This is a genomic window from Legionella qingyii, from assembly GCF_003990155.1.
Lineage (GTDB): Bacteria > Pseudomonadota > Gammaproteobacteria > Legionellales > Legionellaceae > Legionella > Legionella qingyii.
This window is the reverse complement of record NZ_RZGX01000012.1, coordinates 40,974-66,412: the sequence shown is the minus strand read 5'-3', so window position 1 is coordinate 66,412 and position 25,439 is coordinate 40,974. Positions and strand designations below refer to the sequence as shown.

Below are 25,439 nucleotides of genomic sequence, written 5' to 3'. Positions count from 1 at the left end.
AAATGAGTGTAGTAGTACATCATGTAGAAAGTACAGTGCCTGAAATCAGTTTTACTGAAGCAGCGATAAAGCACTTGGTGTCATATTTGCAGAAAAATTCTGAATATACTGGGATTCGTTTATCAGTTAAGAAAACTGGATGTTCGGGGTTATCTTATGTAGTTGATTATGTGCTCGCTCCTCAGGAAGGTGATTTGGTGCTTGCTTTGACTGAACACTACAGCGTATGCATTGATAAATCCAGTTATCCTTTTCTAAAAAATATGAGTGTTGATTATGTAAAGCAGGGATTAAATTATAAGTTTGTTTTCAATAATCCCAATCAAACAGGGCAATGTGGATGTGGAGAAAGTTTTACAGTAGATTAGAGTCTGTTGAGATTTCATTTAATTCCGCATTTTTAATGCTGCCTTTACTGGATTGCGTGCATAAAGCGCGAAACCTAGCCTAATGAGGCAATTGTCAACAGAGCCTAGAATAAAAAGCCTGGGTGCAACAAAGTGCATCCGGGATGACTGAAATTATTCAGTTAATTATTGGAAAAACGAAAACTGGGTTGATGTTCTTTAAGTTGTTTCCTGCTCAATTCTTTTTTATTTGAAAAAAAACTTAACAATCGATTAAATTCATTTTTGATTGGCTCATCAAAAATTAGCTCATCATCGGTACCCAAAACCACAGGCTCGCTGAGATCCTGATAAATTAATGTCGCTGGATGAGGTTCCTTTTCGAGATGCCAATTCAATTTACTGTGACAGCTGGGACATACTTCTATAGGTACTCCAAGTTTGTTAATACGTTCTTTTTGTTCCTGGGTAAGAAAAATACAATGACCTAAGCGTACTTTGCCATGCAATAGATTCTTGTCTTCACAAGGTTGTAGAGAGTTCCACTGTTCTAATGCAGTTAAAATTGCGCTAAATACGCCAAACTAAAACTTCCATTGAGGTGACAATGCAAGTCACTTGTATGTTTTTTTGTCATACTTGTCCTTGAAAATCAAATACCTCAGTTTATTGGAATAATTCAAAAACAAAAAGAAAATTATAATTTTTAAAAAAGAAGATATGCGAATTTTCTGATTATTTTACGCTAACAGGCAAGAAATAGCTGAGATACACTAATTAATTAATAAAATCACCTTGTCCATTTAACTTGTAAAGTGGTAAAATTTTTTTTCTTAATATTTCCTTAAGAAATGAATATCATTAAAACAATATTTACACTCTTTGAGATGTTTGGTACTATATAGTCCATAGTGTTCGGTGAGTGTATGTACTGGGCATAATTTTATTTAATTAATTTGTACTAGGAGACTTAAATGAGCACAGAAACAATGGTGCAAAGCAGCGAAGCACTTACTCATCAAGTAATTCATGCAGTTAAGGGTTATTTAAACAGTGTTAGCAATAAAGATTCTAACTTAAATTTATATCAATTAATCGTTGAAGAGGTTGAAGCGCCGTTATTTCGTACTGTTATGGAATTAACTCGTTACAACCAATCAAAAGCTGCGCGTGTTCTTGGTGTAAGCCGTGGTACTTTGCGTACTAAATTAAAGCGTTATTTCGATGATGAATTTATTGGGACTCGTGACTTCTAATTGATTAAAGCAATCTATCTTCACTGTTTTTTTCATATTAAATTTTCCAATATAGTAGTCTTTGACTAGGCACTCTGCTACCATTGATAACAGAGTTGGTCAGACAATCGCTCTTTGTTTTACAAAGGGAGGAAAGTCCGGGCTCCAAAGGGTAGAGTGCCAGGTAACGCCTGGGAGGTGTGAACCTACGGAAAGTGCCACAGAAAATATACCGCCTCTTTGAGGTAAGGGTGAAATGGTGCGGTAAGAGCGCACCGCGCGTCTGGTAACAGACGTGGCAGGGAAAACCCCACTCGGAGCAAGACCAAATAGGAGTCCATTTGGCTGAAAAGCCATGACGTGTGACCCGCACGGGACTCGGGTAGGTCGCTTGAGGCATGCGGTGACGCATGCCCCAGATGAATGATTGTCCATGACAGAACCCGGCTTATCGACCGACTCTTTTTACTTTATTACGCGCTCGATGATTGATCCCCATATCCGTTAAATTTCAATAATTTTTAAAGTCAGACTTGGGTGTTGACCCATGTCCCACAAAGTTTTGTTCTTAAAAAATGTTTTCAGACAGCAAAAAAGTATGATTATCCCTTTTAACCAGGCTGATAGATCGAAATTTATGTAGATCACCGGCCTTATATCGAATTTCTCAAATAAAATCCTCAATTTTGCTTTTAATGTATATTTAACTTTCAATTAAACCAATCGGTATACAAAAAACAATCCAAATCGGTTATAATATGATCACAATGATTTTAAATTGCCAAGCTTATATGAAAATTCCGCAGATTCCTTTCATTTATACCAACCCCACTGAAATATCTTCTAAACAGGAGCTCCTAGAGCAAATTGTCGAGTTTTCTGAAATAGGGTTTAATGAAAAACTCAAGAAACGAATTGAATCAAATAAAGCTAAAATTCAGTTATACATGACATTTGATACCTCTGAATACAGCAAGAGTTATTTGGCTTTCCTAAATTCTATGATTCGGGTCTTGTCATTAGAAGAAAAAGATATTGATACAGTGCCTATTCGAGGAAAACGTGCGGATCATAATTTTAAGTCAAAACAACCAGCCACTAAGAATGATTATAAGTTAATTGAAGAAATTCCCGCTGACTCGACTCTCCGTTTGAACGTTATCAAACGACTGGGTGCATTTAGAGAAAAGTTAGAGTCTATTCGAAATCAACAACTGCTCCTCCAAGCTAAGTCTTTAGTAAAATCAGCAACGGATGAATTGGTTGAAAATCAGCAAAATTTGGAATCAATACAAAACCGGTACCTTGAGTTGCTTAAAAAATCAGATTATTCACAAGCATTATTTGAAGAGTTTGATCGGAACTTCAATAATTGGTTTGGTGGCCAATATATTTCAAAATTTGAACAGAGTTTTGCTGAAAAAAAACGTATCATGGGTGAGATCATGAAGCAATGTGAAGCAAGCTCTGTTACAGCAGAGGAGATTCGGAAGGAGCAATCTGAGCTCGTTAAACAAAGAGAGAACTTTGAATCGATTAAGAAACAAGCGGAAGATTTAATGAGTTTAACGACTCAGTTTAAACAAATAAAAACTATTGAAGCCGAGGTCGCAAAAAAAGCTGAGGAGTTATTAGTATCTTCAGATGCTCCTAAACTTCAAGAGCTTATCAAATTTATTGCAGCTAAAGAAGAAGAAATAAAGCTTATAAAACAAAAGATTGATGGTACCTCAGAAATACATACAAAGACTCGTCAGGCTATTGGGGAAATTGAACAATCCATTCAGGAAAAAAAGAAACAAGCTGAATCTTTGCAGAGAGAGTTAGAGGACGCTCGAAATCAAGAACTGGTTCTCCAAGCTAAGTCTTTAGTAAAATCAGCAACCGATGATTTGGTTGCAAATCAGAAAAACTTGGAGTTAATGCAAAACCATTATCGTACGCTTTTAAATTCAAATCAATCGCCAAAATCATTTGAGGAATTTGATCGGAATTTTAATCCTTTGTTTAGTAATGTACTTTCGTTCGAAGAAGAGAGGTTTAATGATAAAAATCTCATTATGGATGGAGTCCTGGAGGGGGGCAAAGAAACCTCTGTTGAAAAAAAGATTAGGGGCGAACAATCCAAACTTAACGAGCTTAAAGTAAACTTTAAGTCAATTATGGAGCAAGCAAAAGATTTAAGGAGCTTAAGGACAATGCTTGAAGAAATAAAAACTCTTGAAAACGAGGTCACACAGAAAGCAATACCTTCAGATGATCATGGGCTTCGAGAGTTCATCCGATTTGTTGAAGAACAGAAAAGCAAACTACATAAGTACAAAAAAGAGATTCATGGCACTTCAGATATGCATAAACAAACAGTTCAGGCTATTGATAGGCTCGAAGAGGCCTTTCAGCAAAAAAAGGAAAAAGTCGAAATTGGTTTACAGCAAATTAAAACGAAAAGCAGTGAAGCTCAACCTAAAATAGAAAGCTCCTCAGGCAAAGATTCCAGTGACGAAGAGTCACAGGATGCATCGAGTAATCTCGGCGGTGAAGCGCAGAAAAATGATGGAGCAAATCTTCTAGGCCAAGGTTCTCATAAAGAAAAAGAGAAAAGAAATGAAGAAGCAGCACTCACAGAAGAAAAGAAAAAGAGATTGAAAAATAGACTGGAAGAAGCAATCTCATTAATACAAACATATAAAAAGACACTAGAAGCCGAGGAAAAAACATGTTCTTTTCTATTTTTCTATAAATCACGAAATCATGCGAAGTCTGACTATTGCATTTCATTAGAAAGTAAACTCAAATTTGAAATTACAACGATTGATCAAATTAAAACGATTGATGATCTCTGCAGCATACACGATATTATTAATAAGGCGCATAATAGCGTAATCGCAACCAAGAACAATGTCGCTAAAATGGAAATTACTAAAGGGGGTAGTTACTTTGGTACAAGTCGCATGCTCAGTTTACAGCGACTATTGGATATCGATGAAGCCTGGAAGAATGGACGCTCCAAGTTCTTTGGAGATGATTTTCATGGGCTCAAAACCTCCGGTGTCGTTGGTGAGAAAGCACAAAAGGCCATAAAGGAATTCTATCTGGCAATAGATGATAATGATGTAGAATTTCAGGATCTAAAAAATAGAACGTTCCCTACCGAAGTCACTACCAATAAACGACTAAACGAGTTGAAGTAAAATCGATTTAAGGTTGTAGCTTGGTTGTAACGAAGCGAAACCTGGGTTTTCTTGGCAAAGAGTTTCCCGGGTTACGGCTTGCGCCTTCACCCACGCTACACTGATTTTCTTAGTTGACATCATTGTAGTGGGGCTGGATAGGAGCAAATTACTGTTCTCATGCAAACTTATCCATCTCCTGCTAAATGTTTCTTTAGTAGAGCATTGATTTGTTCCGGATTCGCCTGTCCTTTGGTTTGCTTCATGATCTGTCCTACAAAGAATGCGAGTAGTTTCTCTTTTCCTGCTCTGTAATCCGCTGTTTGCTCAGGATACTGTTGAATCAATTTAATAATCATTTCTTCCCATGCCGCTGTATCATCAACTTGTTGATATCCTTCACGCTCGATAATTGCCTCAATATCCTTCTGACCAGCCCACAGTAAAGCAAAAATGGCGCGTGCATTGTTTAAAGAAATGACTGCGTCATGTAATTTATTAAGAAGATGCGCCATGAGCTCTGCGGATATACGAGGGGTATCAAACGTTAAGTTCTCTTCGTTTAAAGCAGCAGCATATTGACCTTTTAACCAGTTAATAATTACTTTTTCCGGAGCGCGACATTGAGCTTTAACCGATTTAAAAAACTGATAAACTGCAGGTGAAGAAAGAATAAAATTAATGTCTGCTTCATTCAGGGACGGTATGTTTATTAATTCGGCATGAATTTTATCGGGTAAATCAGGTAAATTATTTTTTACTTCCGCAATGAGGAAGCGAGTGATTTGGATGGGCAGTAAATCAGGATCAGGGAAGTATCGGTAATCGTTTTCATTTTCTTTACTGCGCATGGAATGGGTTGTATTCGTATCAGGATTATAAAGGCGTGTTTCCTGAATTATTTGCTGTCCACGTTCTAGGAGATCCTGATGTCGCGCTTGTTCATAAGCTATGGCTTTCTCAATAAAACGAAATGAATTTAAATTCTTCAATTCAGTTCGTGTTCCTAGAACAGAAGAGCCTTTAGGTTTTAATGATAAATTGACATCACAACGGAAACTGCCTTCTTGCATATTTCCATCACAGATTCCCAAGAATTGGACTAACTGATGCAATTTTTTAAGGTAGCTTACTGCCTCATGGCTCGAAAACAAACAAGGAGCGGTGACTATTTCCAATAGGGGTGTTCCTGCACGGTTTAAGTCAATACCACTGTACCCAGAATGTACTCCATGCAATGATTTACCTGCATCCTCTTCTAAATGTGCGCGTACAATCAAAACATCTTTTTTACTGCCATCATTCAAAGTAAGTGCCAATTTACCATTGCTCACTATAGGCTTTTGAAATTGACTTATTTGATATCCTTTGGGTAAATCCGGATAAAAATAATTTTTGCGTTCAAAAACGGATTGATCATTAATGTCAGCTTGGATGGCCAAGCCAAACTTAATTGCCATAATGACTGCTTCCTGATTCAATACCGGTAAAACTCCAGGAAATCCTGCGTCAATAAAGCAGGTTTGAGAGTTAGGAGCGGAACCGAACGCAGTAGATGCGCCAGAAAAAAGTTTTGATTTTGTTTTTAGCTGAGCATGTACTTCAAGGCCAATGACTGTATCCCATTCCATAATTCACCTTTATTGCTTTGGACTGGTCAAATGCCAGCTGGTTTGTTGTTGATAATGATGGGCAATCTGGAGCAAACGGTTTTCACCAAAATGTTTGCCCATCAGTTGCATACCTATAGGTAACCCATTAGCAAAGCCTGCGGGTATCGAAATCGCGGGAAGTCCAGCAAGATTAGCAGCGACAGTAAAAACGTCAGCCAGGTAATTTTGAATTGGATCAGCAACTTGTTCACCTAGTTTAAACGCACATGTTGGGGTTGTTGGTCCGAGAATCACATCAACGGATTTCAGTGTTGTAACTAACTCTTCCTGAATAAGACGACGGATTTTTTGTGCTTGCAAATAATACGCATCAAAATAACCCGATGAAAGTACGTGGGTTCCTGTCAGAATTCGACGCTTTACTTCAATACCAAAACCTTCACTACGTGTATTGCGAATCAGTTCGGTTAATGTAGATGCATTGTCACTGTGATAGCCAAAGCGTAATCCGTCATAACGCGATAAGTTAGAGGAGGCTTCAGCACAAGCAACTACATAGTAGCAGGGTACCCATAAAGGTTGGAGATTCAAATTCAAATGGATAATTTCGGCGCCCATTTGTTGAAAAACCTTGACTGCCTCGTGAATCGCTTGTTGTATTTCTTGTTCTACCTGGGGTTGAAAAAAGCACGAAGGCAGACCAATTTTTAGTTTGGACAGGGGGTTATTGAGTTCCGTATAATAATCGGGAATTGTTGTCTCAACTGAAGTGGAATCTTGGGGATCAAAACCTGCCATAGCTTGAAGTACTAATGCAAGATCTTCAGCACTTCGAGCGAGCGGTCCTGCTTGATCCAGACTGGATGCATAGGCAATCATGCCGTAGCGTGAAACGAGTCCATAAGTGGGTTTAATTCCACTAATTCCACATAAGGCAGCAGGTTGCCGTATTGAGCCCCCAGTGTCGGAGCCTATGGCGAAAGGAACTAAGCCAGCAGCTACAGCGGCTGCTGAGCCTCCAGAGGAACCCCCTGGAACACGTTCTCTATCCCATGGATTTTTTACAGCACCAAAGTAACTGTGCTCATTGGAAGATCCCATGGCAAATTCATCCATATTGGTTTTACCAATTAGAATGGAGCCTTGTTCGAGTAATTTACTGGCCAAGGTTGCTTCATATGGGGATTGGAAATGCTCCAGCATTTTTGATGCACAGGTAGTCGGCATACGTTTGGTACAAAATAAATCTTTCAATGCCATAGGTATTCCAGTAAGAATTTTCCCATGGCCTTTTTTTAATTTTTGATCCGCTTTTTGAGCTTCAAGTAGAGCATGTTCTTCATCTAAACTGATAAAAGCATTTAAATCATTATGCTTTTTGATTTGCATTAGGTAGTGCTGAGTTAATTCAGTGCTAGATAGTTTGCCCTGATGCAACGCTTGCGATAATTGTTTTAAGGATAAATTTTCCATGATTACTTACTCTGGTCTATAACTTGAGGTACTAAATAAAGATCCTGTTCAAATTGTGGTGCGAGGGCTTCTAGTTCAGACAGACATTTTCCTTCAGTAACCACATCGGTTCTTAAACGTTGATTTAAAGCAAGGGGATGAAAAAGTGGTTCTACATCTTGGGTATTAACCGAGCATAGTTGATCGACAAAATTCATTATCGCGTTAATATCTTCAATGAGTTTTGGTGAGTGCGCTATATCTGAATCCAGATAGGCCAGCTGAGAAATTTTCTCTAATTCTTTTACCGAGATGGTCATAAAAATGGTACCTCAAAGAGTTAACATCTCATTATACCGAGGATGTTATAACTTATAAATACAATTATATGTGTAGCCTACGCTGCACTCAGACTACAATGATAATGTTTGTTATTTTTTTAGATAAGGGAATTCATTTTGCAATAAATTAATTACATGGTGTAATTGTTCCTTACTTTTTACAATAAGAAGCACAGTATCATCACCTGCAATGGTACCTAATATACCTGAGTTTTGGGTACCTTGAGGTGAATAAGAAACAAATTTTCTGTCAATAAAAAATGCTAAGCTGTTCGCATTCCCCGGGTGTGTATGAAGCACGATAAGTCCATAATCTGATACTTGCATGTTCAATACCAAAGGTAGGTTAGGCATACTGAAATCTACTACTTGGTAAGTACCGCCTATTTTTGCAATTTTAAGTTTTTTCAACCTTCGCGATAGAGTTGCCTGGGGGATAGTGTAGCCGCGTTCCTTTAAGCTATTTTGCAAATCGATTTGTTCTGCAATTTTCTCTGTTTGCACAATATTTAATATATGCCCATCTAGAGCAGCATCTTGACTCATTCATATCTCCGCTTATTTATGATTAAGTGAATACAAAACCATCTAAAGTGAAATTATATTCAAAATATCTTGACAGGGCAAGTTGCGGTTGGTAAATTTGAATAACGCATAAAAACTGGATTTATATTCACATGAAACATATATTTTTTATTTTTTTAGCGGGTCTTGCTTTGTTTATTTCTCTTTGCTATGCCAAGGTATCAGATGATAATATTCAATATATTCATTTTGCCGTAGCAGCGGAATATCCACCATTTGAATACAATGATCATGGTGAAATCAAAGGCTTTGATATTGATCTTGCGCGCTTGATTGCAAAAAAACTTGGAAAGAAAGCATTCTTTGACACCATGCAATTCAGCAGTATTTTACCGGCTTTAAGCTCGGGGCAAGTTGATGCAGCAATTTCTACGATTACCATCACAGATCAGAGAAAAAAGAATTTTGATTTTACTGAACCTTATTATTTCGAAAGCATGGCTGCTGTTTTTCCTGACACAAAGCCGATTAATGATGTGACGCAACTAGCTAATAAGAAAATTGCAGTGCAATTAGGCAGTACGATGGAAATTTGGTTAAAAAAGAATATGCCAAACACCAATCTTTTAGTAATGGATAATAATAATCAAACAATTGCTGCTCTCAAAGCCGGCCATGTTGATTTGGTTCTGGTTGATGGCGTTCAGGGAGCTGTATTTAGCAAGAAAAATCCTGGGTTATCCTTTGCTGTTATAGCTAAATCAGCAGATGGCTATGGTCTGGCACTAAAAAAGAATTCTAAATTAACTCAAAAAATAAACCATGCGTTACACGAGTTGGAACAAAGTGGTGAGCTGGACTCACTCAAGAAGAAATGGCTGGAGGACACAAAATGGAAGAGTTAAAACAAAATGTCCTCTATATTGGTGAGGGAACCCTAGTTACATTAATACTGTTACTTGGTGGTTTATTGATAGGGACTTTATTAGGTACCTTATTGGCTTTATTGCGATATCAAGGGATTATGAAGCCTATAATAAATGGATTTATTTCAGTAATGAGAGGGACTCCAGTAATTTTGCAACTTAGTTTTATCTATTTTGCTGTACCTGCATTAATCGGCATCAAAGCAAATATTTTAGTGGCTGGACTTTTAACTTTTGGCTTGAACAGTTCGGCATATATTGCAGAAATTCTGAGATCAGGAATTGAACATTTACCTAAAGGCCAATTTGAAGCAGCAAAAACCTTACAAATCCCCGGCTTTTATTTGTGGAAAGATATTGTTTTACCTCAAGTAGTTAAAAATATTTTTCCTGCATTCATTAATGAAATGATTGCCTTGCTGAAAGAAACTGCATTGATTGCGACTATAGGGGGAATGGATTTGATGCGCAGGGCACAATCGGTTGCCGCAGAGCAGTTTACCTATTTTGTTCCTTTGTGTATTGCAGGATGTTTTTACTACGGTATGGTTCTCTTGATTGAGTTCCTGGGCAAGAAAGTGGAACAAAGGGGGCTTTATGCTAGCAATTAACCAAGCCAGTAAATATTTTGGTTCTCTACCTGTATTAAATGATATTAGTATAAAAGTACAAGCAAATACGGTGCTGGGTTTAGCAGGACCGTCAGGAAGCGGAAAATCCACACTGTTGCGTTGTATACAACAACTAGAAACTTTGGATTCAGGTTCGATTGAGGTTGTCGGCAACAGTGGTTTTATGTTTCAGGATTTTCAGCTTTTTCCACACATGACTGTGATGCAAAATTTGGTGTACGCACCTCGTTTACAAAACAAAACAGTAAATCATGAAGAACAGGCGCATGCGTTACTGATGAGCTTAGGGATAAGTAATAAAGCATCTGCTTATCCTCATCAGTTATCTGGTGGACAAAAACAACGCGTTGCTTTAGCGCGAAGTTTAATGATGAAGCCTAATTTATTACTTTGTGATGAACCAACATCGGGCCTTGATCTGGCAACAATTGATGAAGTGAGCTGCTTATTAAACTCAGTAAAGTCTCTAGGAGTTACAATGGTTATTGCGTCTCATGATCTTGATTTCCTCAGTAAAATATCAGATCGCATGGTTGTTCTAAAAGGGGGGCAGCTCGTTGCAGATGTAATACCTAAGGAATTGGCTGAACCTATTTTACATTTAAAACAATACTATCAGGAGTAACCCATGACTGAATCGATTAAAAAAATTGTCCTCGCCTATTCGGGTGGCCTGGATACATCAGTAATGATTCCATGGCTTAAAGAGCATTACCAGCAAGCTGAAATCATCGCCATGGTTTGTGATTTAGGACAAAATGAAGATTTAGAGGCAATTAAAGAGAAAGCTATAAAAAGTGGTGCCTCAAAAGCCTATGTTATGAATGTTCAAGATGAATTTGTGAGTGACTATTTATGGCGATTAGTCAAAGCTGGGGCTCTTTATGAAAATCAATATGTTTTAGGCACGATTTCAAGACCTTTAATCGCAAAAAAATTGGTTGAAATTGCAATGCTGGAAAAAGCAGATGCTATTGCTCATGGGGCTACTGGAAAAGGTAATGATCAGGTTCGTTTTGAATACACAGTAAAAGCTTTAGCTCCTGAACTTAAAATTATCGCACCATGGAGATCGTGGAAGATTAAGTCCCGACAAGAGGCGATTGAATATGCTAAATTGCATGGAATTGAGGTACCAGTGACACCTAAATCACCTTATTCTCGTGATCATAATCTTTGGTATATTTCACATGAAGGAGGCGTTTTAGAAGATCCAGCACAGCCTCAACCTGATGATTTATTGCTGATGACTACATCTTTGGAGCAATCACCAAACCATTCAGAATTAGTGAGCATTGAATTTGACCACGGCGTACCTGTTGCTCTAAATGCAAAAAAAATGAATTCAGTAGAGTTACTTAAAGAACTGAATAAAATTGCAGGCACTCATGGAATTGGAGTTGCTGATATTGTTGAAAACCGATTAGTTGGAATGAAAATCAGGGGCATATATGAGGCACCTGCAGCCGCAGTTCTTTATAAAGCACATCAGATGCTCGAAAGTTTATGTCTTGATCGAGCGACTTTGCATTTAAAACAATCGTTACAACAAACTTATGCCAACCTTGTTTATGAGGGACGATGGTTTTCTCAAGCCAAGAATGCTTTGGACGCGTTGATTGATGTGACTCAAGAGCATATGACTGGAACTGTGAGTGTCCAGTTATTTAAAGGGAATATAATACCTCATGGAATGCAGTCTCCATATAGTTTGCATGATCCGGCTTTGGCTACCTTTGAAGAGGATGGAGTTTATAACCAAAAGGATGCTGAAGGATTTATAAATTTATTTTCTTTATCAGCACAAGTTTATGGCAAGGTACATAAAGGAGATAAATAATGGCGCATAAAACCTGGGGAGGGCGGTTTAAGAAAGAACTCGATCCTAGAGTGGTGCATTTTAATGCTTCTCTTGCTTTTGATAAGGTACTCTATGCCCATGATATAGTGGGGAGTCAAGCGCATGCAAAAATGCTTGCCCGCCAAGGGATTATTTCCGACAGCGAAGCTGATTTGATTTGTAAGGGATTGGAAGAAATAAGCCATGAAATCGAAAAAGGAGTTCATGAGTTTGATGCATCTTGTGAAGATATTCATATGTTTGTGGAACAATTACTGATTGCTAAAATTGGCGAAGTCGGTAAAAAACTGCATACCGGCCGTAGCCGTAACGATCAAGTTGCTCTGGATTTAAGATTATATTCTCGTGATGCTGGTATGCAGATTAATACCCTTTTACAAAATTTAAATCAGGCGTTGGAAGAGCTCGCCAGACTCCATGCAGATGATAAACTTCCAGGGTATACGCATTTGCAACAAGCTCAGCCTATTTATTTAGGGAAATTTTTTACTGCTTATTTAGCAATGTTTCAACGTGATTTAGAGCGTTTGCATGATTGGCAGACACGAATGAATCGCTCCCCTTTAGGTGCTGGAGCTTTGGCAGGAAGTTCTTTGCCCCTGGACCGTATGTGGGTTGCAGAAACTCTGGGTTTTAATGGGGTGATTGAGAATACTTTGGATGCAGTCAGTGATCGAGATTTTATCATTGAATTTTGTGCTGCTGCTTCAATTATTATGATGCATTTGTCCCGTTTAGCTGAGGATTTAATTCTTTGGGCCACACAAGAGTTTGGTTTTATTACACTTGATGATTCTTTTGCGACTGGCTCATCTTTGATGCCTAATAAGAAAAATCCCGATGTCTTGGAGTTAATCAGAGGTAAAAGTGGTCGGGTTTTTGGGCATTTAATGGGAATTTTAACAGTCATGAAAGGGTTACCCCTTGCGTACAACAAAGACATGCAAGAAGACAAAGAATGCTTGTTTGATACAGTAAATACATTGGCTGTTTGTTTAGAAATTATTACTCCCTTCCTGAGGAGCGTTCAATTCAATACTAAGTTGATGGAACAAAAAGCCAATAGCGGTTATTTGAATGCCACTGCAATATTGGAATCTTTGGTATTGCAAGGAGTGCCTTTTAGGGATGCGCATCATCAGGTGGGTTTGTGGGTTCAGGCTGCAATTGATAAAAATTGTTCGCTTGAAGAGATTATTAATAATAAAGGATTGTAGGGCGTAATCCGGTGCTTTGTATCATGGGTATAGTGTATCCATTATTGTTCCCTTCTCCCCTGGGGGAGAAGGTGCCCTTCAGGGCGGATGAAGGAGTACACTCACCCCAACCTCTCTTTCACAAGTGGAAGAGGAGATTTTCATAAGGATACGCTGTGTGCTAAGGCTATGAGATTCTTGCAGAACACTATTTTTAAAGTAGAATGACATGTACACCATATTATTCTATTGAGTTAGTCATTCATGTTGCATTACAAAACCCAAGGGGGCGTTGAAGTTGAGTGTTCTCAAATTACCCTGGACTATCAACAAGGTATAGAGAATCTTCTTGAGCATTTAGATTCACAAAGAGGAGCTTTATTTGCCTCAAGCTTTGAATATCCTGGACGTTATACATGTTGGGATATCGGTTTTTATAACCCGCCTTTGGCTTTTATTTGCAGGCAAAATTTAATTCAAATTGATGCTTTAAACCAACGCGGTAAAATTCTCTTAACGTTCATTATTCCATTATTGGAACGTGAAAAGTTTTTAGAGATCGTGTCGCAAAATGATGCATTGCTGCAAATCAAAATTAAAGCGTCTAGTGAAGTCTTTAGCGAAGAAGACCGTAGCCATCAGCCCTCTGTATTTACTGTAATCCGTCTGATACTGGCCTTTTTTAAACTGGAAGATGAGTCTTATTTAGGATTATATGGTGCTTTTGGTTTTGATTTAATTTTTCAATTTGAAGATTTATCAAAACATAAAAAAAGAGAACTATCTCAACGAGATATGGTTCTTTATTTACCTGATGAAATTTATGTTGTGAACCATCGCAAAGAAGAAGCATTTCTTAGGCGTTATGATTTTCAATTTCAAGGTCAAACAACAAAATCATTTAAGAGAGAAGGGGTATATGCGGCATACCAATCCTCCAATAAACCTGAAAAAGTATGTGATCATTTACCCGGAGAATATGCACAGGTTGTAAATAAAGCTAAGGAACGTTTTGCTTGTGGTGATTTGTTCGAAGTTGTTCCGAGTCAGACTTTTTACACTCATTATGAGGACCAGCCCTCGGCTTTATTCAAACAAATGCGTCAATTAAATCCCTCACCTTATGGTTTTTTCATTAATTTAGGCGATGGCGAATATTTGGTTGGTGCCTCTCCCGAAATGTATGTACGGGTCCAAGGAAAAAGAGTAGAAACTTGCCCAATTTCCGGGACGATTAAACGTGGTGTCGATGCGATTGAAGATGCGGAGAACATTCAGATCTTATTGGATTCAAAAAAAGAAGAATCTGAATTAACCATGTGTACTGATGTGGATAGAAATGATAAATCGCGTATTTGTGAAGCAGGCTCCGTAAATGTAATAGGTCGCAGACAAATTGAAATGTATTCGCGAGTGATTCATACCGTAGATCATGTTGAAGGCATCTTAAGAGAAAACTTCGATGCTGTGGATGCTTTTTTAACTCATATGTGGGTCGTTACTGTAACTGGTGCTCCTAAAATTTGGGCCCTTAATTTTATTGAAGAACATGAAAAATCCCCTCGTAAATGGTATGCCGGTGCCGTAGGCTGGTTTGGTTTTGATGGAAATTTAAATACAGGCCTGGTTTTAAGAACTGTGCGTATTGAAACAGGAGTTGCCGAAATTCGAGTAGGAGCCACTTTGCTTTATGATTCAGTTCCTGAATCTGAAGAACAAGAAACACGTTTAAAAGCATCTGCTTTTTTAGATATGCTGCAAAAGCGTGAAATGATTGCCCAGCACAAGACAGTACATTTACCATTAACCGGAAAAGGAAAGCATGTATTACTTATAGATCACCAAGATTCTTTTGTGCATACTTTGGCAAATTATCTCCGTCAAACTGGGGCGGAAGTAAGTACAGTTCGTTTTGATAAAGCCTTGCAGTATTTACAAAATCAAAAATATGATCTTGTTGTTTTATCTCCAGGTCCTGGCAAACCAAGCGATTTCAATTTATCCCAGACAATTGCAACCGTTCTTTCTCTTGATACTCCTTTGTTTGGAGTTTGTTTGGGCTTGCAAGGAATTGTTGAGCATTTTGGTGGCGTTCTGGATATTCTAAAGTATCCTATGCATGGTAAACCCTCAATCATCAATGTGATCGATAACCCAGAATTATTTTCTGGCTTGGGAGCCAGTTTTAAAGCAGGGAGATATCACTCCCTTTATGCGCGCTTTAATGCAATGCCAAAAGAACTAAAGGTTACTGCAATGAGTGATGACGGTGTGGTGATGGCTATTTCCCATCAGCAATTACCAATTCATGCAGTTCAATTTCATCCTGAAACCATATTGTCTTTAGTTAACCAAGCAGGTTTAAAAATTATTAATAACTTGATGGGGATGGTTTAAAACAATGCGCAATAAGATATTAATGCTTTATGCTGTATCTTTTGTTTTGGGTATTGTGGTTGGTCTTGTCGGGTCAACATTTCGCTTATCAATTGATGTGCTTGGTAATCTGTTGCATAATTTTTTTCAGTTTCTTAGTCTCCATGGATGGCCAGCCGGATTGATTTCAGGGTTGGTCTCTATGGTTATGGTTTATGCAGCCTATTTTGCGGTAAAGCACTATGCTCCTCAAGCATCTGGCAGTGGCGTCCCCGAAATTGAGGGTACCTTACTTCATTTAAAAACAATAGTTTGGCACCGGTTATTACCCATAAAATTCGTTTTTGGAATTTTAGCACTTTCTGCGCAAATGATTTTGGGGCGAGAAGGGCCTACAATTCACATTGGTGGTAGTTTGGGGGAAATGCTCGGAGGTTTATTTAACCTGACCCGACGTAGAAGGGATAGTTTGATTGCTTCAGGTGCTGCTGCGGGTTTAGCTGTTGCATTTAATGCGCCTTTAGCAGGAGTCATTTTTGTCATGGAAGAAATGCGCAATCAGTTTAATTATTCTTTTACAAGTTTCAGTATGGTCGTTATTTGTTGCATTACAGCGACAGTTATTCTTGATTTGATCATTGGTCCTCAACCAACGATTCCAATGAATGTATTTGAGTTTCCTCATCTTGATTCTTTATGGTTGTTTGCCCTATTTGGCATTGTGGTAGGGTTTGTGGGACTTTTATTTAATCTTTCTTTAATAAAAACTCTAACACTACTGGATAAACTCACTTCAAGACAAAAATCATATTACGTCCTAATCGTAGGGTTTTTGATTGGTTATATAGCTGTATACCATCCAGCTGCAGTAGGTGGAGGAATGCATATTATTCACCAGGCTTTAACCATGTCACCTGGATTTGGCCTGTTATGTTTTCTTTTAGTAGTACGATTTATAGGAACGATGGCGTGCTATGGAACCTCTGTTCCAGGAGGAATTTTTGCTCCTATTCTTGCTATAGGAACACTTCTTGGTTTGGCGATATTCCATATTTTAGAAATGTTACATATTGATTTTTTAACCCAGCCTGGCATGTTTGCAATTGCCGGAATGGCAGCACTTTTTGCTTCATCTACACGCTCTCCAATAACCGGAGCAGTATTGGTAGTGGAAATGACGCATAATTATTATTTAATTTTTCCAGTGATGATGGCATGCATTACTGCAACGATTGTGCTGCAGCTTACTCCGAATGAACCGATCTATGAGCAATTACTAAATCGTGCCCTTCGTTTGGACGCTAAGAATCTAAGTAAATAACAGCGCAAGGGATTCAGATTGCAGCCTGGGTGAATGAAGTGGAACTCGGGATAACCTTTTATCAGAAAACTCGAGTTCCACTTCGCTTCACGCAGGTTACACCTGCAGTATTGCAAGTTATTGGCTCAAAAAATCAATCGACATGCACAACAATTTTGCCGAAATGGGCACCAGATTGCATATGTTGGTGCGCTCCTTCAATTTGTTCCAGTTTAAACTCCGAATCAATTATGGGGGTTAATTTTTTTGCCCTGAGGTCCTCTATCCACGTTTTATGCACCTCGTCCCACAATTTGATTTTTTCTTCAAGAGATTGGGAGCGGAGTACAAAGCCAATAATTTGTAATCTTTTACGCATAATCAGAGCAAGATTGCATTCCACCCTACTTCCTTTGAGGCACGCGATCTGGATGAGTTTGCTTTTAGGCTTTAATAAGTGCAGATGCTTATCAAAATAATCACCACCTACAAAATCAACGATTAAATCAACACTATGATCTTCAATTAGGTCTTCAAAATCTTGCTTACGGTAATTGATGACTTGATCTGCACCGAGTTTGCTTGCTTTTGCCACTTTATCATCACTTCCTACCGTAGTGATTACGTGTGCATGGCTTAATTTTGCCATTTGAATTGCCAGTGAGGAGATACCACTTCCTGCACCATGAATTAGTAAGGTTTGTCCTGATTTAAGTTTCCCTAGATCAAACAAAGTGGCATAAACGGTTGTCAAGGATTCAGGAAGTGCTGCGGCAAGCGTATAATTCCAGGTATCAGGAATGTGCTGAGCTAATGAGGCTTCAACAGGACAATACTCAGCATATGCACCACTACCAACTAACCCATAAACCTTATCCCCAAGTTTAAATTGAGTTACATTCGTACCGACCGCAACTACTTCGCCAGCGACTTCCAATCCAAGTACTTCAGTTTCTCCTGGGGGAGGGGGGTATTTACCATAACGTTGCATTATATCCGCTCGATTGAGGGCGGTTGCTTTAACATGCACTAAAATTTGCGACTTACTGCATTCAGGCTTAGGGCCGTTTTCAATGATCAATCGATTGTGGGGGCCTGGATTTTCTATATGTACGTAGCGCAAAATATGTTCCTTGATTAACGATTAATTGCAACCTGGATGCCTCATAGCGGAACCCAGGAGTTTCAGTAACGAGCATGCCTGGATTTCACCAGGCTATTTTACTACTTTACTTAAACATCCATACCTATATAATGCTTATACAGTCCCTCTGATATATTGGGCAATGGCTAAATTCAATCACCAACGTCTTTCTGCTTGGCTTTTTATAGTTCCACAACTTGTTGTTACCCTGATGTTTTTTATTTGGCCTGCATGTAATGCATTGTTGCAATCTTTTTTTTATACGGATGCTTTTGGCCTTCATAAAAAATTTGCAGGATTTTCCAATTTTGTGGATCTTTTTTTAGATCCGAGTTACAGCAAGGCAATATGGGTAACTTTTATTATCGCTTTTAGTGTGACCTTTTTCACGATGAGCTTAGGGCTCTTTATGGCCATATTAGTGAATAATAGAGGTAGGACGCAAGGGGTTTATAAATCTTTATTAATATGGCCTTATGCTGTAGCCCCTGCAGTAGCAGCTATTTTATGGCGTTTTTTATGCCATCCTACTTTAGGATGGATGACCCATATTTTGCAGTCATTAGGGATTAATTTTGATTATGTTAATAACGTAAATCAGGCATTTGCTGTGGTTATTCTTACTGCCAGTTGGCAGCAATTCAGTTATAATTTTTTATTTTATCTTGCTGCACTTAAAGCGGTTCCTTCGTCTTTAATTGATGCAGCAATAATCGATGGTGCTTCTGGATGGCAACGCTTTTGGCAAATTATTTTTCCACTTTTATCACCAACAACTTTTTTCCTGCTCATTATGAATTTGATGTATGGTTTTTTTGATACTTTTGGCATTATTCAAGTGATGACACATGGTGGTCCTGGTAATAGTACGACTAATTTAATTTATAAAGTATATCAGGATGGGTTTGAAGGAATGGATTTGGGAAGTTCATCAGCTCAATCGGTATTACTAATGCTTATTGTCATCATTGTTTCTTTAGTTCAATTTAAATACCTCGAAAAAAAGGTTCATTACGCATGAAATCATATGTAGCTCGTATTTTATCGCATGGATTTTTATGTTTTTTTGTTATTTTGATGTTGTTGCCTGTTTATTTGGCATTTGTTGCTGCCAGTAACGAAGGCAGCGTTATGATGCAATCTCATATCCCTATAGTTCCAGGTTCTTTATTTTTTAAAAACTTGAAGGCAGTGATGACTGAAGGTTTGGCTGTTACAGGTGGGGAACCTATTACCTCAATGTTGTTGAACAGTTTTTTTATGGCCATGGCCATCGCCTTGGGAAAGATTATTTTTGCCTTAGGCTCTGCATTTGCTTTGGTTTATTTTGATTTTCCTTTTAAAAAATTATGTTTTGCCATGATCTTTACTACCATGATGTTGCCCATAGAAGTAAGGATTGTTCCTACATTTCAGGTGGTTGCCTCTTTTGGATTATTAAACTCATTTACTGGATTAACATTACCTTTATTTGTGTCTGCAACAGGAACTTTTTTGTTTCGTCAATTTTTCAAAACCATACCTCCTGAACTTGTTGATGCGGCAAAATTGGATGGAGCAGGGGCTGTACGGTTCTTTTTTGATATTGTATTGCCATTATCCAAAACTCAAATTGCATCATTATTCGTTATTTTGTTTGTGTACGGTTGGAATCAATATCTCTGGCCATTAGTGATTACTACTGAAACAAAAATGGCTACTGTGGTTATGGGTATTCGATATTTAGCGGGAGTGGCCGATCAAGTTCCACAATGGCATTACATTATGGCTGTTGCATTGATTGCTTTGATTCCACCTTGTATGGTGGTGATGTTAATGCAGCGCTGGTTTGAAAAAGGGTTAAAGTAAGCATGGCAACAGTCAGTCTCATTGAAGTTTCGAAGAATGTTGGACCAACAACGATTCTGGATAACATAAACGTTAGCATTAAAAAAGGCGAATTTATGGTGATTGTTGGTCCTTCTGGATGTGGAAAAACTACATTACTACGTTTAATTGCAGGTCTGGATGATATAAGTTCTGGTTCCATATTAATTAATAATCAATGTGTTAATGAGATACCTGCAGCAAAAAGGGATATGGCTATGGTTTTTCAAAACTATGCTCTTTATCCTCATATGACCGTATTTGAAAATATGGCGTATGGATTAAAAATGAGGCGTTTTAAAAAAGCAGACATTAAGCAACGAGTACATGAGGCGGCGCAATTATTGCAGTTAACTCCATATTTAGAACGCAAACCTCAGGCACTTTCTGGAGGACAAAGGCAAAGAGTTTCCATGGGTAGGGCGATGGTGCGTTCTCCAGCTGTTTTTTTATTTGATGAACCCTTATCGAATCTTGATGCAAAATTACGTACAGAAATGCGCCATGAAATTCGTCGATTACACCAACAACTAAAAACTACCAGTTTATACGTAACACATGATCAAACGGAAGCCATGACCATGGCGGAACGTGTTTTGGTACTTAATCAGGGCATTGTTGAGCAGATAGGTACTCCTCAGGAGCTGTATCAAAAGCCAGCAACTTTATTCGTTGCAGGATTTACAGGACAATATCCTATGAACTTAATATCTGGTATCTACGATAAATCAAGCCACAGTGTGCATACAGATTATGGAATTCATTATCCTGTTTCAGAGCTAGTACAAAATCTTGAAGATAAAGATGAATTGGTTTTGGCGATTCGAGCTGAGCATGTTTTGCTTTGCTCCGAAAATAATCCAAAAGCGATCCCAATTGATGTTGAGTTTGTAGATGATATGGGGGCAGACAAGCTCATTCGCGCAAAATGCATCAAAAATGGTCGATCTCTTAATTTGCGCATTACAGCGGATCAACCCATAGCAAGTGGACAATTCTGGGTGGAGCTACCTACAATTAAATTACATCTTTTTGATAGTAAATCTGGAAAACGTATTGGAGAATGGAGTGAGTAAAGAAAAAAACAAACTAAAGCCAATTGATACCCCGATTTATCGCTATTGGTCTGCATTATATATGTCTTTCTATTCACGACTTCTTTATATAGATGTTGGAAAACGTTGGAAGGGACTTGGTATTTTTTATTTCTTATTGGCTATTGCCGTATTTTCCATCCCATTTGCCTTAAGAATAAGCTTCAGTTTAGACCAATCTTTTAAAGAACAAATTACTGATCCTTTATCAAAAATTCCTGTTTTTTATATACAAAATGGTGAAGTCTTTCTTAACAAGCCTATGCCATATTTCGTCAAGAACGATAAAGGACAAGTAGTTGTGATTATTGATACTACAGACAAAATCAATGATTTTACTGCGGATTACCCTTATCTTGCGATTTTGATTAACAAAAATAAAATTTCTTTGAAAGTACCTAGCCTGACAGTGTTTAATATGCCTCAATCACAGCCAAGCAAAGGCGCACCTATAGTGCAATCCTTTGATAAAGGAACCAATGTAGTGTTTGATGGTAAAAAGTATGCGGAAAGCAGTTCAATACAGAATTTGAAATATTTCTCGGAACTACTGATTTACCCTATGGTTGTAGCAATGTTTTTTTCCATGTTTTTAGTTATTTTTCTTGTCTTAGGATTTCTAGGGCAAGTTTTTGCGAACGTATTTTTTTCTTTTAATGTAACATTTGCTCAATCATGCCGACTTTTGGCTGTTGCTGCAACTCCTATGTTATTACTGTTGTTCATTTTGTTAATTTTTAATTTTCTTTTCCCAGGTTCAGGCTTCATTTTATCTGCATTACTTGTCATATATTACAGTTTTTCACTGCATTCTCTGCGCGCAGAAAGTAGAAGAGTTGCTCGTTTATAAGATGAAAATAGTTGTTAAACCAATTTTGCATTGAAGCAAAATTGGTTTCGAATATAACAATTAGAACTTTTATATGGGTATAGACAATTGGTGAGATTATGAAAGAGTTGATTCATTTTGCGCATGGAAATGGCTTTCCCGCTTTATGTTATAAGCAAATGCTAAATCATCTCGAGAAAGAATTTGATTATTGTTACATTGACAAAATTGGTCATGACCCTTTATTCCCAGTTGGTGAAAACTGGCGTAATCTGATATCAGAAGTAATAAACAGTATTAAAAAGCAAGCCGATCGCCCTGTTATTGCAGTTGGACACTCTTTAGGCGGTGTTTTAAGCTTATTGGCGGCGATAGAACAACCTGAATTATTTAAAACAGTAATTATGCTGGATTCACCTTTAATTGGTCCTTTTAAATCAAGTATGGTTCGTTTGGCAAAAGCTCTTGGTATTATTGATCGAATTACACCGGCATTTAGAACGCGAGGCCGTCGGATGTATTGGAAAGATCATGATCAATTAATGAACTATTTAAAGACTCGAGATTTATTTAAGACCTTTACGGATGAGTGTTTAAATGATTACATAACCTACGGTTTAGAGTATAAAGATGATGGTTATTATTTGCGCTTTGACAGGCATATTGAATATCAAATTTATCGAACCATTCCACATGTCATTCCAAACTATGAAGGTAAGTTATTAATTCCAGCGGCATTAATTTATGGTGACAAAAGTACTGTGGTTGGTAAAATGGATGTGCGCTACATGAAAAAATATTTCAATGTAACGAGCATTAAGACCAATGGGACTCATTTATTTCCCATGGAACACCCGGATGTTGTGGCAAAACAGATTATAAAAATTGTGTCTGGTTTAAACTGAGATAGTACTAGGGGTCAGAAGACCCGAAATAATTAAGGAGAATAATGTGCTACATGCTATTTTAACGCTCATGATCATTGGAGCTGCAGGGATATTGCTAACCAGGCAGGCCGCAATTTCTGTATGGGCTATTAGCTTTGCTCTATTTAGTGCTCTCGTCTTTGCTTATGGTTCTCCGGGATTGCTGACTCAAATAATACTTGTTTTGATTGAGGTGATTTTAATTGCTGGTGCAATAAAGCCTTTAAGACGAATGTTATTATCCAAATATTTTTTTAAAGCTGTAAGTAAGGCTATGCCCGCTATGTCTGCAACTGAGCGAGAAGCTCTGGAAGCAGGTACCGTAAGTTGGGAAGGTGATTTATTCAGCGGCGCTCCCGATTTTTCCCTGCTGAGGAATGCCCCCATTGTTCGTTTGACGGATGAGGAACAAGCTTTCCTTGACGGCCCCGTAAATACTTTATGCTCCATGATCGATGATTGGGATGTCACTCACAATCTTACCGATTTGCCTCAAGAAATCTGGCAATTTATCAAAGAAAATCGATTCTTAGGCATGATTATTCCGAAGCGTTATGGTGGTCTTGAATTCTCCGCTACAGCACAGATGTCGATTTTAGTGAAAATCTACGGTCGTTCAATAACAGCGGCTACAACGATTTCTGTACCTAATTCACTGGGCCCAGGTGAGCTATTACTTAAATATGGAACAGAAGAGCAAAAAAATTATTATTTGCCACGATTGGCTGATGGACGTGAAATTCCTTGTTTTGCTTTAACTGGCCCTAACGCTGGCTCTGATGCAGCATCAATACCAGATAAAGGTATAGTATGTCATCAAGAAGTGAATGGTGAAAAAGTATTAGGTATCCTGTTAAATTGGGATAAACGTTATATTACTTTATGTCCCGCAGCTACAGTAATAGGCTTAGCATTCAGACTATTTGACCCGGATAATTTATTAGGTAAAGGTGAAGATGTAGGAATTAGTTGTGCGTTGATACCTGCAAATACCCCGGGTGTTAAAAAAGGTCGTCGCCATTTTCCTTTAAATACCGGATTTTTAAATGGCCCAACTCAAGGTAAAGATGTATTTATTCCTATGGATTATCTCATCGGCGGTGTGGCTATGGCCGGCTGTGGTTGGCGCATGCTAATGGAATGTTTGAGTGCTGGGAGAGCAATTTCTTTACCTTCGAGCGCGAATGGGGGATCACAAGCCGCTGCTTTAGCGTCTGGAGCTTATGCACGCATTCGCAAACAATTTAATCAGCCAATTGGTAAATTTGAAGGGATTGAGGAACCTTTGGCCAGAATTGCAGCGAATACTTATATTATTGATGCTGCTTTAACAATGGCTGCTGCTGCCATTGATAATGGAGCCAAGCCTTCTGTAGTGGGTGCCATATTAAAATACCACACAACTGAACGTGCAAGACAAGTCTCATGTGATTCCATGGATATTCATGGCGGAAAGGGTATTTGCCTTGGCCCTAACAATTATTTAGGTAGAGGTTATCAAGGATCTCCTATTGCAATTACTGTTGAAGGGGCAAACATATTAACTCGAAGTTTAATTATTTTTGGTCAAGGAGCAATTCGCTGCCATCCTTATGTATTCAAAGAGCTTGAAAGTATTAGACATAATGATCTGGTTGAATTTGATAACGCATTTTTTGCCCACGCCGGATTTATTCTTGCCAACTTTACCAAATCAGTCATTTTTGCATGGACTGACGCACATCTGTCGAAAGCACCAGTGAGTAGTGTGAAGCGTTACTACCAACTCGTTCATAAATACAGCGCTAATTTAGCATTCCTTGCTGATTTTTCAATGACTGTTCTAGGTGGTGACTTAAAGCGTAAAGAGAAATTATCTTCACGTCTGGGAGATATGCTGAGTTTATTATATTTGACTTCAGCAGTCTTGAAACGCTTTCATGAAGACGGTGAGCCCAAAGCAGATTTACCTTTGGTTGAGTGGAGTTGTCAGCAATTATTGTACGAATGTGAGACAGCAATGCACGGTGTTATTGTGAATTTTCCAGCTCGTTGGGCGCGAATCGCTTTACGCTTGATTATCAAACCACTAGGTAATCGAAGAAACAAACCAAATGACCAACTGGGGCATAAATTGGCTAGAATTCTCATTGAACCAGGAGAGACTCGTACGCGTGTAACTCGGTTGGTTTATAGTAAGTCTGGAGAGAATTGTCCTTTAGGTCGTATGGAGGAAGCGTTCCATAAGATTTGTGCTGTTGAGGAGTTAGAAAGAAAAGTAATGCGAGCAGTCAAAGATAATGTTTTAAAATCACTTACCTTGCTTGAACAAATCAACGAAGCTTTAGCTTGTGGATTATTAACTGAGATAGAGGCCAAACAATTAAAAGAAGCAGAGTTGGCGAGACAAGATGTAATTAAGGTAGATGATTTTAGTGATGATGAACTACGCCGTCCTCAAGCAATAAAATCTGTCAAGGGAAAAAAAACTTTAGTTAATAAGGACGATATTGAGTCAGAGATGATTTAACTCTTGATTGCGGCGAAGAAAATATAAATTATTTTGCTGAATTCATGACAATTGTAATCTGGGGCCATCAGTGGCCCCAATTTTTTACAACAATCAC

The 25,439-nt window shown here is 38.2% G+C and carries 22 protein-coding genes and 1 other RNA gene; 17 read left to right on the top strand and 6 right to left on the bottom strand.

The window, feature by feature from the left end:
* Positions 1-2 precede the first annotated feature (2 nt).
* Entirely contained in the window at positions 3-368 is a 366-nt protein-coding gene (locus ELY20_RS10100; RefSeq protein WP_110142162.1) for a HesB/IscA family protein, read from the top strand.
* A gap of 161 nt (positions 369-529) precedes the next feature.
* Here the strand turns inward: ELY20_RS10100 and ELY20_RS10095 are convergent, their stop codons facing one another.
* Complete coding sequence (locus tag ELY20_RS10095) at positions 530-856, bottom strand: amidohydrolase family protein (protein WP_158618873.1); 327 nt, start codon at positions 854-856, stop codon at positions 530-532.
* Positions 857-1,321: 465 nt separating this feature from the next.
* Between ELY20_RS10095 and ELY20_RS10090 the strand changes: the two genes are divergently transcribed.
* The 3 genes from ELY20_RS10090 (at position 1,322) to ELY20_RS10080 (ending at position 4,773) form a co-directional block, all read left to right on the top strand.
* Positions 1,322-1,603, top strand: a complete 282-nt coding sequence (locus ELY20_RS10090) for a helix-turn-helix domain-containing protein (RefSeq protein ID WP_058468001.1) — start codon at positions 1,322-1,324, stop codon at positions 1,601-1,603.
* Between the two features lie 91 nt (positions 1,604-1,694).
* An RNA gene (gene rnpB, locus ELY20_RS10085) (RNase P RNA component class A) lies at positions 1,695-2,049 on the top strand.
* 291 nt (positions 2,050-2,340) lie between these two features.
* On the top strand, positions 2,341-4,773 hold the full coding sequence (locus ELY20_RS10080) for a hypothetical protein (protein ID WP_126955510.1): 2,433 nt from the start codon (positions 2,341-2,343) through the stop codon (positions 4,771-4,773).
* Positions 4,774-4,940: 167 nt separating this feature from the next.
* On the opposite strand, the gene gatB is transcribed toward ELY20_RS10080, so the two are convergent.
* The 4 genes from gatB to ELY20_RS10060 all read right to left on the bottom strand — a co-directional run bounded on the left by gatB (position 4,941) and on the right by ELY20_RS10060 (position 8,704).
* Positions 4,941-6,383: an Asp-tRNA(Asn)/Glu-tRNA(Gln) amidotransferase subunit GatB gene (gene gatB / locus ELY20_RS10075; protein ID WP_110142159.1), complete on the bottom strand. Its 1,443-nt coding sequence runs from the start codon at positions 6,381-6,383 to the stop codon at positions 4,941-4,943.
* Positions 6,384-6,392: 9 nt separating this feature from the next.
* Complete coding sequence (gene gatA, locus ELY20_RS10070; protein WP_110142158.1) at positions 6,393-7,838, bottom strand: Asp-tRNA(Asn)/Glu-tRNA(Gln) amidotransferase subunit GatA; 1,446 nt, start codon at positions 7,836-7,838, stop codon at positions 6,393-6,395.
* A gap of 2 nt (positions 7,839-7,840) precedes the next feature.
* The gene (gene gatC, locus ELY20_RS10065; RefSeq protein WP_110142157.1) at positions 7,841-8,137 is read right to left on the bottom strand and encodes an Asp-tRNA(Asn)/Glu-tRNA(Gln) amidotransferase subunit GatC; all 297 of its coding nucleotides are present in this window, start codon (positions 8,135-8,137) and stop codon (positions 7,841-7,843) included.
* A gap of 111 nt (positions 8,138-8,248) precedes the next feature.
* Complete coding sequence (locus ELY20_RS10060; RefSeq protein WP_110142156.1) at positions 8,249-8,704, bottom strand: arginine repressor; 456 nt, start codon at positions 8,702-8,704, stop codon at positions 8,249-8,251.
* Between the two features lie 131 nt (positions 8,705-8,835).
* Here ELY20_RS10060 and ELY20_RS10055 point away from each other — a divergent pair, with 131 nt between their 5' ends.
* The 7 genes from ELY20_RS10055 to clcA all read left to right on the top strand — a co-directional run bounded on the left by ELY20_RS10055 (position 8,836) and on the right by clcA (position 16,995).
* The gene (locus tag ELY20_RS10055) at positions 8,836-9,588 is read left to right on the top strand and encodes a substrate-binding periplasmic protein (RefSeq protein WP_110142155.1); all 753 of its coding nucleotides are present in this window, start codon (positions 8,836-8,838) and stop codon (positions 9,586-9,588) included.
* Complete coding sequence (locus tag ELY20_RS10050) at positions 9,576-10,220, top strand: amino acid ABC transporter permease (RefSeq protein ID WP_110142154.1); 645 nt, start codon at positions 9,576-9,578, stop codon at positions 10,218-10,220. The genes ELY20_RS10055 and ELY20_RS10050 overlap by 13 nt, the downstream gene beginning before the upstream one ends.
* The gene (locus tag ELY20_RS10045) at positions 10,207-10,866 is read left to right on the top strand and encodes an amino acid ABC transporter ATP-binding protein (protein WP_110142153.1); all 660 of its coding nucleotides are present in this window, start codon (positions 10,207-10,209) and stop codon (positions 10,864-10,866) included. The genes ELY20_RS10050 and ELY20_RS10045 overlap by 14 nt, the downstream gene beginning before the upstream one ends.
* A gap of 3 nt (positions 10,867-10,869) precedes the next feature.
* Positions 10,870-12,081 carry an argininosuccinate synthase gene (locus ELY20_RS10040; protein ID WP_110142152.1) on the top strand — a complete coding sequence of 404 codons (1,212 nt, stop codon included), beginning with the start codon at positions 10,870-10,872 and terminating at the stop codon, positions 12,079-12,081.
* Positions 12,081-13,319, top strand: a complete 1,239-nt coding sequence (argH, locus tag ELY20_RS10035) for an argininosuccinate lyase (protein ID WP_110142151.1) — start codon at positions 12,081-12,083, stop codon at positions 13,317-13,319. The genes ELY20_RS10040 and argH overlap by 1 nt, the downstream gene beginning before the upstream one ends.
* 243 nt (positions 13,320-13,562) lie before the next feature.
* Positions 13,563-15,695 carry an anthranilate synthase component I gene (locus tag ELY20_RS10030; RefSeq protein ID WP_110142150.1) on the top strand — a complete coding sequence of 711 codons (2,133 nt, stop codon included), beginning with the start codon at positions 13,563-13,565 and terminating at the stop codon, positions 15,693-15,695.
* Between the two features lie 4 nt (positions 15,696-15,699).
* A complete protein-coding gene (clcA, locus tag ELY20_RS10025) occupies positions 15,700-16,995 on the top strand; it encodes a H(+)/Cl(-) exchange transporter ClcA (RefSeq protein WP_110142149.1) in 1,296 nt (431 codons plus the stop codon).
* A gap of 133 nt (positions 16,996-17,128) precedes the next feature.
* Here clcA and ELY20_RS10020 read toward each other — a convergent pair whose 3' ends face one another.
* The gene (locus ELY20_RS10020) at positions 17,129-18,097 is read right to left on the bottom strand and encodes an NAD(P)H-quinone oxidoreductase (RefSeq protein WP_110142148.1); all 969 of its coding nucleotides are present in this window, start codon (positions 18,095-18,097) and stop codon (positions 17,129-17,131) included.
* Positions 18,098-18,260: 163 nt separating this feature from the next.
* Here ELY20_RS10020 and ELY20_RS10015 point away from each other — a divergent pair, with 163 nt between their 5' ends.
* The 6 genes from ELY20_RS10015 (at position 18,261) to ELY20_RS09990 (ending at position 25,342) form a co-directional block, all read left to right on the top strand.
* Positions 18,261-19,139: an ABC transporter permease subunit gene (locus ELY20_RS10015; RefSeq protein ID WP_110142213.1), complete on the top strand. Its 879-nt coding sequence runs from the start codon at positions 18,261-18,263 to the stop codon at positions 19,137-19,139.
* Complete coding sequence (gene ugpE, locus ELY20_RS10010) at positions 19,136-19,966, top strand: sn-glycerol-3-phosphate ABC transporter permease UgpE (RefSeq protein ID WP_110142147.1); 831 nt, start codon at positions 19,136-19,138, stop codon at positions 19,964-19,966. The genes ELY20_RS10015 and ugpE overlap by 4 nt, the downstream gene beginning before the upstream one ends.
* Before the next feature lie 2 nt (positions 19,967-19,968).
* The gene (locus ELY20_RS10005) at positions 19,969-21,060 is read left to right on the top strand and encodes an ABC transporter ATP-binding protein (protein ID WP_110142146.1); all 1,092 of its coding nucleotides are present in this window, start codon (positions 19,969-19,971) and stop codon (positions 21,058-21,060) included.
* Positions 21,053-21,928, top strand: coding sequence for a DUF1189 family protein (locus ELY20_RS10000; protein ID WP_110142145.1), 876 nt, complete (start codon positions 21,053-21,055; stop codon positions 21,926-21,928). Before ELY20_RS10005 ends, ELY20_RS10000 begins: the two co-directional genes overlap by 8 nt.
* Before the next feature lie 98 nt (positions 21,929-22,026).
* Positions 22,027-22,812, top strand: coding sequence for an alpha/beta fold hydrolase (locus ELY20_RS09995; RefSeq protein ID WP_110142144.1), 786 nt, complete (start codon positions 22,027-22,029; stop codon positions 22,810-22,812).
* Positions 22,813-22,882: 70 nt separating this feature from the next.
* Complete coding sequence (locus ELY20_RS09990) at positions 22,883-25,342, top strand: acyl-CoA dehydrogenase (RefSeq protein WP_407656327.1); 2,460 nt, start codon at positions 22,883-22,885, stop codon at positions 25,340-25,342.
* The last annotated feature ends 97 nt before the right edge of the window (positions 25,343-25,439 follow it).

What these genes read in the sequence shown, in the direction of transcription:
- ELY20_RS10100 (WP_110142162.1), top strand. Translation starts at nt 3, where the DNA reads ATGAGTGTAGTAGTACATCATGTAGAAAGTACAGTGCCTGAAATCAGT.
- ELY20_RS10090 (WP_058468001.1), top strand. Translation starts at nt 1,322, where the DNA reads ATGAGCACAGAAACAATGGTGCAAAGCAGCGAAGCACTTACTCATCAA.
- ELY20_RS10080 (WP_126955510.1), top strand. Translation starts at nt 2,341, where the DNA reads ATGATCACAATGATTTTAAATTGCCAAGCTTATATGAAAATTCCGCAG.
- gatB (WP_110142159.1), bottom strand. Translation starts at nt 6,383, where the DNA reads ATGGAATGGGATACAGTCATTGGCCTTGAAGTACATGCTCAGCTAAAA.
- gatA (WP_110142158.1), bottom strand. Translation starts at nt 7,838, where the DNA reads ATGGAAAATTTATCCTTAAAACAATTATCGCAAGCGTTGCATCAGGGC.
- gatC (WP_110142157.1), bottom strand. Translation starts at nt 8,137, where the DNA reads ATGACCATCTCGGTAAAAGAATTAGAGAAAATTTCTCAGCTGGCCTAT.
- ELY20_RS10060 (WP_110142156.1), bottom strand. Translation starts at nt 8,704, where the DNA reads ATGAGTCAAGATGCTGCTCTAGATGGGCATATATTAAATATTGTGCAA.
- ELY20_RS10055 (WP_110142155.1), top strand. Translation starts at nt 8,836, where the DNA reads ATGAAACATATATTTTTTATTTTTTTAGCGGGTCTTGCTTTGTTTATT.
- ELY20_RS10050 (WP_110142154.1), top strand. Translation starts at nt 9,576, where the DNA reads ATGGAAGAGTTAAAACAAAATGTCCTCTATATTGGTGAGGGAACCCTA.
- ELY20_RS10045 (WP_110142153.1), top strand. Translation starts at nt 10,207, where the DNA reads ATGCTAGCAATTAACCAAGCCAGTAAATATTTTGGTTCTCTACCTGTA.
- ELY20_RS10040 (WP_110142152.1), top strand. Translation starts at nt 10,870, where the DNA reads ATGACTGAATCGATTAAAAAAATTGTCCTCGCCTATTCGGGTGGCCTG.
- argH (WP_110142151.1), top strand. Translation starts at nt 12,081, where the DNA reads ATGGCGCATAAAACCTGGGGAGGGCGGTTTAAGAAAGAACTCGATCCT.
- ELY20_RS10030 (WP_110142150.1), top strand. Translation starts at nt 13,563, where the DNA reads ATGTTGCATTACAAAACCCAAGGGGGCGTTGAAGTTGAGTGTTCTCAA.
- clcA (WP_110142149.1), top strand. Translation starts at nt 15,700, where the DNA reads ATGCGCAATAAGATATTAATGCTTTATGCTGTATCTTTTGTTTTGGGT.
- ELY20_RS10015 (WP_110142213.1), top strand. Translation starts at nt 18,261, where the DNA reads ATGGCTAAATTCAATCACCAACGTCTTTCTGCTTGGCTTTTTATAGTT.
- ugpE (WP_110142147.1), top strand. Translation starts at nt 19,136, where the DNA reads ATGAAATCATATGTAGCTCGTATTTTATCGCATGGATTTTTATGTTTT.
- ELY20_RS10005 (WP_110142146.1), top strand. Translation starts at nt 19,969, where the DNA reads ATGGCAACAGTCAGTCTCATTGAAGTTTCGAAGAATGTTGGACCAACA.
- ELY20_RS09995 (WP_110142144.1), top strand. Translation starts at nt 22,027, where the DNA reads ATGAAAGAGTTGATTCATTTTGCGCATGGAAATGGCTTTCCCGCTTTA.
- ELY20_RS09990 (WP_407656327.1), top strand. Translation starts at nt 22,883, where the DNA reads ATGATCATTGGAGCTGCAGGGATATTGCTAACCAGGCAGGCCGCAATT.